This window comes from Mailhella sp., assembly GCF_057866825.1.
In genome coordinates, this window is the sequence record NZ_DBMAHT010000154.1 from 1 (window position 1) to 4,130 (window position 4,130).

Below are 4,130 nucleotides of genomic sequence, written 5' to 3' on the forward strand. Positions count from 1 at the left end.
CATGGCGGAAAAAATGAGGGAGTTGAATTCCGGCAGCGCCCGGCCCGCGCGCAGATCTTCTTCCCGCGCCTCGCTGAGCGCCACGATTTCCGATCCGCTGGGAATCACGGCCACCTCGGGCTTGCGGAACACCGGAGGACGCACCACCCCGGCGGCGGCCAGCGCACCCAGTTCATAGGGGCCTATGACCACGCCGGGCGCAAGAATGATTTCCGTGGCCACCATGTCTTCGCCGAGCTTGCGCACGTGCTGCCAGGGAAAGGCCGCCTTTTCCGTGACCACATACCGGCCGTTTTCCTCAACGTTGAGATGCTCCACCATGACCACGGCATTGCATCCGGCGGGAAGCGGATGGCCGGTGTTGATCCAGAAGGCGTCCTTGCCTATTTCCAGACGCAGCGGCCTGCGCGGAGAAGCCGTGAACGTGTCCTCGGCCTTCACGGCCACGCCGTCCATGGCCGCGCCGTGAAAGGCGGGAGACGAACGCAGCGCCTCCACGGGACGGGAAATCACCCGATGCAGCGCGGCGGAAAGCGGAACGGTCTCCTCCGAAAGTTCCATTCCCAGTTCGTCCACGCGGGAAAACCACAGCTCCCGCGCTTCGTCGGGAGTCTTCATCGTAAGATAGGTATGTCTGGCCATAATTCCTCTCTCGGCGCGACGCGCCAGGATGCAACACAAGACGAAGCCCGCAGACACGGGCACGCCGCAAGGCGGAATCAGGTTCCGCCCGACGCGGCGTCAAAAGCGCGGCGGCTCATCAACGCGCCGGAAACATCCGACACGGCGAAGCCGCGCTAATCCAGCAGTTCGGCAAACACTTCCTGCCCGGCGTACAGGCCTTCGCTGTTTTCCGGGCAGACCACCAGCGCGTCGGCAACGACCAGCCCGGAAATGAGTCCCGAAGGCGCGGTGACGGGATCCGCAACCCAGCCCTCTTCCGTGCGGGAGAGCTTCACGCGGATGAAGTCGCGCCGCCCCTGCGCCGAAGCCACGGCGCGCGAAAGCACGGCCTGCACCCCCGGAACCACGGGAGCCTCGCCGCCCTGCAAATGCCTGAGCAGCGGCGAAAGAAAGGCGCGGGCGCAGACCAGCGCGCTCGACACGTGCCCGGGCAGGCCCATGAGACATTTGCGCCCGGAGCGGGCAAGAATGAACGGCTTGCCGGGGCTGATGGCCGCGCCGTGTACCAGCAGGGCGCTCTCCGGCATGGAAAGAAAAATATCCACGGTGTGATCGCGCATGCCGGCCGAAGAACCGCCGGAAAGCAGCACCACGTCGGCCCAGTCCAGAAGCCCGCGCACCGTTGCTTCCAGCCTGGCCACGTCGTCGCGCACCAGACCGGCCAGACGCACTTCGGCTCCTTCCTTGCGGCACAGCGCCGCAAGAGAGTGGGAGTTCACGTCCCGCACCTGCCCCGGCTGCGGCTTCTCCTCGCAGGGAACCACCTCGTCGCCCGTGGAGAGCACGGCCACGCGCGGGCGTCGCGTCACCGGCACGCGCACCTGGCCGAGCGCGGCCAGAAGTCCCGTTTCCTGCGGGCGCAGACGCCGCCCCGCCGGAATGAGCACCTGACCCTTTGCCGCGTCCTCGTCGTGTTCGAGCACGTGATCGCCCGGAGCCTGCGTGCGCACGAGCTCCACAAGATTGCCGCCCGCCGGCCTGGAATATTCCACCATCACCACGCAGTCGGCCCCTTCCGGAAGCATGCCTCCCGTAAAGATGCGCGCCGTCTGCCCCGGCTCCAGGGAGAAGTCCGGCGTTCTGCCCATGGGGCATTCGCCCACGCATTCCAGCAGCGCGGGCGAACCTTCCTGCGCGCCGAACACGTCCCTGGCGCGGACGGCATAGCCGTCCACCGTGGAACGGTCGAACCCCGGAAGATCTTCGGGAGCGCTCCAGTCCCGGGCAAGATAGCGGCCCGCGCTTTCATCCAGAGGAACATATTCTTCTGGAAGACGCTCAAACGTTTCGACGAGGGACAGAACCTCGTCCACCGACTTCAGAGTAAGAAAGGACTTCATGACGGCTCCCGTATAAATGAAATGATACTGCTGCGGAGTATAGCCTTTTGAAGAAAAAAAGAAAGGCGGCCGCTTTTTCCCCTGCGCCCGCCCGGAAACATTCCTCCTCAAGTTTTTATTTTTTGTGCAATCATCCTGAAAAGAAATATGATAATTTTGAAATAAAAACCTGCAGAATCACTGTTTCGCCATTTCAGTATTGCTCATGCCGGTATTTTCCGTTATATTGAAATGCGCAGATTTTTTTGGAGAGCAACGACTATGGAGTAACGGATATTTTCCCTGCAGATCGCCTGGTTCCATCGCCGTTCATTTTGAAACGGCAGAGCTCTCCCCCGGTTCCTTTTCAACGCTTTCAGCGCTTCACGGAACCAAACCGCAACATTGCGAAGTGCGCCTTGCCTCAGGAACATTTGACCAGATCCATGCTTGAACAGCTCACCCTCCGCTGGGAAGCATGGGAAGCCGAAGCCACCACCACGGCGAAAAAAATCGTTCGTGCGAGGCTTCATCTTCTCTTTCTGCTCATCCGCTACGGCGGACTCCGCCTCGGCGAGGCCCTGAACCTGCCCGTGAAGAGCGCCGTGGACACCGTGACCGGCATGGTCCACATTCCCGACCCCGGCGGCCGCGACGTTTTGCTCCCGCTCTCCTGCATGAAGCAGATCCGGCGCATTCTCAGCCTGCCCGAGGCCGAAGATCCCGCCTTTCTGCACTTCGATCAGGGCTTCGTGCGGCGAAAGTTCTACGCCGTGGCCCAGGGCATGGGACTTGCGCCGGGCATGGCCGGTCCGCGGGCCATACGCTACGCCCGAGGACTGGAGCTTCTGGAGCTGCACGTGCCCTTCAACGTGGTGCAGGCCTTCCTCGGCCAGCAGAAGTCCTCCCAGATTGCGGAATTTCTCGAATTTGCCGGCGGCGAAGCCAAGCGCATCGTGCAGGGTCACGCCCCCGCCAAAAGTCCGGACGACGAACCGGACAATTCGTTCATCGGCATCGTCACCGGTCTGGAAACAGGCATGCGCGCGATGGGCGTGGAAGTCACCACCTTTTCCGATCTCGTCATCGCCGCCCTGTGCGACGCAAGGCAGTTCATGGACATGGAACTTCACCTCAATCAGGTGGTCACCGTGTCCGTCGATCCCGAACAGATCGTGCTGTCCACGGAAAGAACGCCCCTCAGCATTCAGGGGCCGATACGCGCAAGCGTGGCGGCACTGCACAAGGACACGGCGGAAACCTTTCTCGTGCTGGAACTTGCGGACGGCACCAGAATGAACGCCGTGCAGGAAACCGCCGCCGTTGCGCGGCTCGGCCTCCGGCAGGGCAGCAGAGTGTACGTCAGCTTTCCCGCGCGAAGCGTCCGCCTCCGCACCGACTAGGCACCACGCGGCCCTCTTACGAGCGCCGCAAAACCTTATAAGGAGCATCTCCATGAATCATCTCGGCAAATTCCTCTTCGGCACCCTGCTCTCCCTCTCCTGCGTGCTTCCCGCGCAGGCCGCCGACTCCCTCATGATGGCCACCACCACCAGCACCCAGGATTCCGGCCTGCTGGAATACGTTGCGCCCGTGTTCAAGAAGGAAACCGGCATCGACCTCAAGTGGGTGGCCGTGGGCACCGGCAAGGCTCTTGAAATCTCCAAGAACTGCGACGCCGACGTGCTGCTCGTTCACGCCCCCGACGTGGAAAAGAAGTTCATCGACGACGGCTACGGCATCGACCGCCGTCAGGTCATGTACAACGACTTCGTGATCGTCGGCCCCAAGGCCGATCCCGCGAAGATCGCCGGCAAGACCACGGGCGAAGCGCTCAAGGCCATCTATGACGCCAAGGCCGGCTTCGTGAGTCGCGGCGACAAGTCCGGCACCCATTCCGCCGAGCTCAAGCTGTGGAAGCAGTTCAACCTGAATCCCGACAAGGAACCCTTCTACATCTCCGCCGGTCAGGGCATGATGGCCACCCTCGCCATTGCCGCCGAAAAGGGCGCCTACGCCCTCACCGACCGCGGCACCTGGATCAAGTACGAAAGCCAGCAGGGCAAGAACAATCCTCTCGCCATCGTGGTGCAGGGCGACAGCGCGCTGTTCAATCAGTACAGCGTC

Annotated in this window: 3 protein-coding genes and 1 pseudogene; 2 read left to right on the forward strand and 2 right to left on the reverse strand. The window is 62.5% G+C overall.

Going from position 1 to position 4,130, the window contains the following annotated elements; all coding sequences use genetic code 11:
* Together ACZM96_RS09840 and ACZM96_RS09845 are read right to left on the reverse strand one after the other, a co-directional pair.
* A pseudogene (locus ACZM96_RS09840) lies at nucleotides 1-642 on the reverse strand (molybdopterin biosynthesis protein); the annotation flags it as partial.
* Between the two features lie 155 nt (nucleotides 643-797).
* On the reverse strand, nucleotides 798-2,024 hold the full coding sequence (locus tag ACZM96_RS09845) for a molybdopterin molybdotransferase MoeA (RefSeq protein WP_489488836.1): 1,227 nt from the start codon (nucleotides 2,022-2,024) through the stop codon (nucleotides 798-800).
* 413 nt (nucleotides 2,025-2,437) lie between these two features.
* On the opposite strand from ACZM96_RS09845, the gene ACZM96_RS09850 reads away from it, so the two are divergent.
* Both ACZM96_RS09850 and ACZM96_RS09855 read left to right on the forward strand, forming a co-directional pair.
* Nucleotides 2,438-3,406, forward strand: coding sequence for a TOBE domain-containing protein (locus ACZM96_RS09850; RefSeq protein ID WP_489488837.1), 969 nt, complete (start codon nucleotides 2,438-2,440; stop codon nucleotides 3,404-3,406).
* Nucleotides 3,407-3,458: 52 nt separating this feature from the next.
* The coding region (locus ACZM96_RS09855) for an ABC transporter substrate-binding protein (protein WP_489488838.1) at nucleotides 3,459-4,130 on the forward strand (672 nt) is incomplete at its 3' end.